Below are 5,482 nucleotides of genomic sequence, written 5' to 3'. Positions count from 1 at the left end.
TAAAACATCTGATTTTACAAAATGATCGTGAAAAGCTAGAACTAAAGGTGTTCAAAATATTTCTGTTTTATATGCTTTTGACCTAAACAAAAAAGAACCCATTGCAAGTAAGGTTTTTCAAGGAAATACACTAGATACAATGGCGTTCAATAGATTTATTGATGAATTTTCTCTAAATAATTGCTTAATTATGGGAGATAAAGGAATTCTTTCTAAAGAAAGTTTAGATAAATTAAATACTGAAAAGAAAAATGTTAAAAATCTTTTCCCTATTAAAAGAAATGATAAAAGAATAAAAGCTTTAGAGTTATCTAAATATGAAATGACTTTTAATTCGGATGAAGATATTATTTTATGTAAAAAAGCAAAACTTAATCAAACCGAATTTTTATATTCATTTAAAAGCACAAATGACTACAACCAAGAACGAAGAACTTATTTAGATAAAGTTAATCGAGAACAAAATTTTAATAACGAACTTTTACAAGAAAAAGAAAAACTTTTTGGAACAATTACTTTTATTTCCAACGAAGATTTATCTTTAAAAAATATATGATCTTTACAAAACAAGATGAGAAATTGAAGAATTTTTCAACTTCTATAAAAACATTGCTGAATTGGATTTTGTAAGAGTACAACAAAACACAAGTGTAATTGCGACTGAATTTATAAACTTAATAAGTTCTATAATCACTTCAAGAATGAAAAAAGAATTTGAAGAGAAAGGATTAACAGAGAGATTTTCATTTAATCAAATAATGGAAAGATTAAGTTCAGCTAATAAGTATTTAGATAGTACAACTAAAAAATGACACTATACAAGTGAAAAGAAATATACCGACAATATTATTGATATTTTAAACCTATAGTGGCAAAAATGATAAATTTCTTAGTTCATTTAAAAAATAACCTATCTCAATACAAATTGTTCTATTTTTATTGAATTTTACCTTCTTATTTTTCCGTATATTTAGTCTGGATTGGGGGGGTTCAGTGGACATTACGGTATTAGAAAAATAAAAAAATGTTCTATGAAACATTTTTTACTTATAATTATTAAAAATAACCATTAAACTTTACATGCATCACATTCGTAGTTTTCACTATCTTCTAAAACATCTTGACGAATTCGTACATAATAAATTGATGCACAACCTTGCTTAAATGCATTAACATAAGCACGGTTTAGATCTCTTGTTGTTGCTTTATCAGTCATAAATAATGTTAATGATATTGCTTGATCAACATGTTGTTGAGCAGCTGCTACAACGTTAATAATTGGATCTGGCCCCATTTCATATGCTCCAATTGCATAATAAGACATATTATCAAAATTGATTTCATATGCAGGAACATAAACTCTACCTAATTTTCCTTCTTTTCTAACTTCAACAGTTGAAACAACAGGTTGAAGTGATGGAGTACATGAACTTAAATAACTAATTGATCCAGTAGGAGCAATTGCCATTAAGTGAGAGTTTGCTAATCCAGTTTGTTTAATTTTTTCTACTAATTCAATTCATTGTTGTTGAGTAGGAATTTCTACATCATATTTGCTGAATAATTCTTTAACTTTTGCAGTTGCTGGAGTTCATTTGTCAGATTCACATTTTGTATATTTATCAAATCAAGAACCATCAGCAAATCTTGATTCATTAAATGAACTAAATTTTCCGAATTCTTCAGCTAATTTGTTTGATGCTTTAAATGCACTATAAGCAACCGTATAGAAGAATATATTTGTAAAATCAACAGCTTCAGGTGAATTATACATAACTGAGTTTGTTGCTAAAAATCCGTGTAAGTTCATAGCACCTAATCCAACAGCGTGATTATTAGCATTACCATTTTTAATTGATGGTGCACAATCTAGATCAGAATTTCTTGAAACAACATCTAATGCAGTAATTGCAGTGTAAACAGCTTTTCCAAATTCTTTTCCAGATTTCATCATTTTATCAATATTTAAACTACCTAAATTGCAACAAATATCTTCACCAGTTTTTGTAAATGATAAATCTTGACTATATTCACTTGCTGTGCTTACTTGAACAATTTCACTACATAAGTTGCTCATAATAATTCTTCCTTTTTTATCATGAGCATTTCTTCTGTTTACTGTATCTTCAAATAAAATATATGGATATCCACTTTCAAAATGTAATTCAGCAATAGTTAAGAATAATTTTCTTGCACTAATAAAAGTTTTTTTAATGCTTGGATTTTCTAACATTTCATAGTATTTTTCAGTAATTGAAATATCTGATAATGGTTTTCCATAAACTTTTTTAATATCATAAGGGCTAAATAAAGCCATATCTTTATTTTCTTTAGCTAATTCAAAAGTAATATCTGGAATAACTACTCCTAAAGATAGTGATTTAATTCTAATTTTTTCATCAGCATTTTCTCTTTTAGTATCTAAAAATGAAATGATATCAGGATGGTGTGCTGAAATATAAACAGCCCCCGCTCCTTGACGTTGTCCTAATTGATCAGCATAAGTAAATGAATCTTCTAAAATTTTCATTACAGGAATTGGTCCACTACTTAATCCATCAATATTTTTAATAGGTGATCCAGTTTCACGTAAGTTTGTTAAACAAATAGCAACTCCACCACCTCTTTTTGAAAGTTGAAGTGATGTTGAAATAGTTCTACAAATTGATTCCATATTATCTTCACATCTTAATAAATAACATGAAACATATTCTCCCCTGTATTTCTTACCAGCATTTAAAAATGTTGGAGTTGCTGGTTGAAAGCGTCCTAGCATAATATTTTTTAAAATACTTTTTGCTTTATCATAATTACCGTTACCTAAAAATAACGCATTCATTAAAACACGATCAGTATATGATTCTAAATATTTTTCGCTATCAAAAGTTTTTAAAGCATAAGCATTAAAGAATTTTAATGCACCCATAAAACTTGGAAATGAATGGTTAAATGATTTAGCATATTCGTCTAATTCTTCGATTTTTTTAAAATCATATTTATCTATTATTGTTTTGTCATAATAATTATTTTCAACTAAGTATCCTATTCTTTGTCTTAAATTATCAAACTTCATCATTCTTGGTTCGATGTGATTTGTAATATATGATTTTGCAGCTTCTACATCTAATTTAAAGTTATCCTGACCTGGAGAAAACAATTTAGATCTAGCATTTAATTTAATGTAATCATCATTAGTATTATCTAAGATGTGTGGGTTTTTATTATCTTTCATTATTTCCATCCTCTCAAAATTTATTTAATATTTTTGTGATTTCACTTACATCGTGTTGTGTACCTAATAATTCAAATTGGTATAAAAATGGAACATTTAATTTTTTTGAAATAATTGGTCCGGCTATACCAAAAGTATCTCCAAAGTTACTATTTCCTGAAGCAATTACTCCACGACAGTATTTTCTATTTTCTGGATTATTTAAAAATTTAATAACTTGTTTTGGAACCGCTCCTTCTAAATGTTCTCCCCCACCACTATATGTCGGTGTACATAAAACATAATCTTTATTAACAGAAATAGATTGTTCTATTTCATATGGGATTCTTGCATTATCAATACCTAATTTTTGTATAAATCTATGAGTGTTATTTGATATTGATGAAAAATAAACAACAAATGGTGCTCCTTTTGGTTTAACTACATCATCAGCACTAACTTTTTTTACATTTTCATGCATAATCATATCTCCCTAAATAATATCTAAAATTCTCAGTCTTCATCTTCAGTTTCAACAGAAACTCCCATAACATATGATGATCCATTTCCTGAAAAGAAGTCGTGATTTTCATCAGCTCTAGCTGATAATTGGTTAAAGATTTCTGGTTCAATTCTTGTTTCTTCTTCACTAAATGGTGAATCATATCCTAAGTTTTGTAAGAATTTTCCCGCATTATAAACACTGAATCTAATAGCATCATCAACTATACCAAATCCATCATATAGTTCTTTTAAGTATTCAGTTTCTAAGTCAATTAATTCATATAGTAAATCAAAAACGAATTTTTTCATTTCTTCTTGTTTTTCAGGCGATAATTTAGCTACTTTTTTCTGATATTTATAACCACTGTAATAATTATGAATAACTTTATCTCTTAGAATTAATCTAACAATATCAGAAGTGTTTGGTAATTTACCTCTAGCTGATAAATAAAATGGTAAATAGAATCCTCCATATAATAAGAATCCTGGCATTAACGCAGCGGCAACTTTAGATTTTAACGGATCATTTCCTGCATAATATGGAATTAAAGCCTTTGCTCTTTTTTGTAGTGATTCAGTTTTAACAACTCATTCATGAGCTTCTTCAATTTGTTCACTTGAACATAATGTTGAAAATATTGTTCCATAACTTCTTGCATGAACTGCAACCATAAAAGCAAAGTTAGCATAAATTACTTGTTCATGATCTGTTAATGAATTATCAATTTGCGTAACATCTCCAACTGTTGCTTGAACTGTATCTAATAAAGTTAAACCTGTAAATGTTCTAGTAATTAATTGTTGTCATTCAGGAGTTAATCCTCTTCATGAACTTAAGTCATTTGAAACTGGAATTTTTTCTGGTAATCAGAAGTTTTGTGTAATTCTATTTCAAACTTCTAAGTCTTTTTCATCATTAATTACATTTCAGTTTACAGATCTTAAGTTACCTTTAAAACCTTGTTGGATAAATTCGGTTGGACTTACTGATTCATTATAGTATTTTTGTTCTTTTGACATAAATATCATTTTCCCCTAAACTATCTTTTTATAACCTTTTTAAAAGTTGTCTTTCTTTATTATAATTTCTTTAAATTAGAAAACTCAAAAAATGTAATGAAAAATTTTTCATTAAAATTAAAACTTTTTATATAAAAAATAATTAGTTAAAAGATGTTTATTTTATTTATTTTTATGTTATATATAATTAAAAAATTCCCAATTTCAGACACTATATTTTTAAAACTTTAATAAGTTCTTTAATATATTTTAATGTTTCAACATCATCCCACTCTTCTCTTACTCTTGGTTTTCTTTTTTTCATTACTTTTGATAAATATCTAAAAATTTGACCAATTGTTTTATTTTCTAAAACACCATTTTCAAGTAAGTAATTTTTTATTCTGCAAAGCATTATAGATGATAAAAAATTAATAAATTCAGTAGCTATTATTCTGTAATTTCCCTGAACATTTCCTTCGTTTTGTTCTAGTACATTTTTAAATTGCTTAAATAATAACTCAATTTCTCATCTCTTTTTGTATGAGATGTAGATATCTTTTATGTTTAAATCTCCATTACATTCAAAAATAATTAGTCCAAAAAGATCTTCTTTTTCCAATAGTTTTTTTCACCATAGACACCTTTTTTATAAGTTCGACTAATAAAATTTTTCTTCTGAGTAAATTCTGTTAAAGTTGACCTATAACAAAAATAATACTTTCCATCTACAAGGATTTTTTTTGCTCTTATTGTGTCATCATCATA

Annotated in this window: 3 protein-coding genes and 2 pseudogenes; 1 reads left to right on the top strand and 4 read right to left on the bottom strand. The window is 26.9% G+C overall.

Features of this window, described 5'->3' with window-relative positions; genetic code table 4:
* A pseudogene (locus AB668_RS00085) lies at positions 1 to 869 on the top strand (transposase); the annotation flags it as partial.
* Positions 870 to 1,069: 200 nt separating this feature from the next.
* On the opposite strand, the gene nrdE reads toward AB668_RS00085, so the two are convergent.
* The 4 genes and pseudogenes from nrdE to AB668_RS00060 all read right to left on the bottom strand — a co-directional run.
* Entirely contained in the window at positions 1,070 to 3,232 is a 2,163-nt protein-coding gene (gene nrdE / locus AB668_RS00075; RefSeq protein ID WP_050517100.1) for a class 1b ribonucleoside-diphosphate reductase subunit alpha, read from the bottom strand.
* Positions 3,222 to 3,692, bottom strand: a complete 471-nt coding sequence (gene nrdI, locus AB668_RS00070) for a class Ib ribonucleoside-diphosphate reductase assembly flavoprotein NrdI (RefSeq protein WP_050517099.1) — start codon at positions 3,690 to 3,692, stop codon at positions 3,222 to 3,224. Before nrdI ends, nrdE begins: the two co-directional genes overlap by 11 nt.
* A gap of 23 nt (positions 3,693 to 3,715) precedes the next feature.
* Positions 3,716 to 4,735 (bottom strand): class 1b ribonucleoside-diphosphate reductase subunit beta, encoded by a 1,020-nt coding sequence (nrdF, locus tag AB668_RS00065; protein ID WP_042733146.1) that lies wholly within the window; start codon positions 4,733 to 4,735, stop codon positions 3,716 to 3,718.
* 211 nt (positions 4,736 to 4,946) lie between these two features.
* Positions 4,947 to 5,482: pseudogene (locus AB668_RS00060) on the bottom strand (IS1634 family transposase); the annotation flags it as partial.

It is taken from the genome of Mycoplasma sp. HU2014, assembly GCF_001199495.1.
GTDB lineage: Bacteria > Bacillota_I > Bacilli_A > Mycoplasmatales > Mycoplasmataceae > Mycoplasma.
The sequence above is the reverse complement of the archived record's forward strand: the minus strand, read 5'-3'. Positions and strand labels throughout refer to the sequence as shown.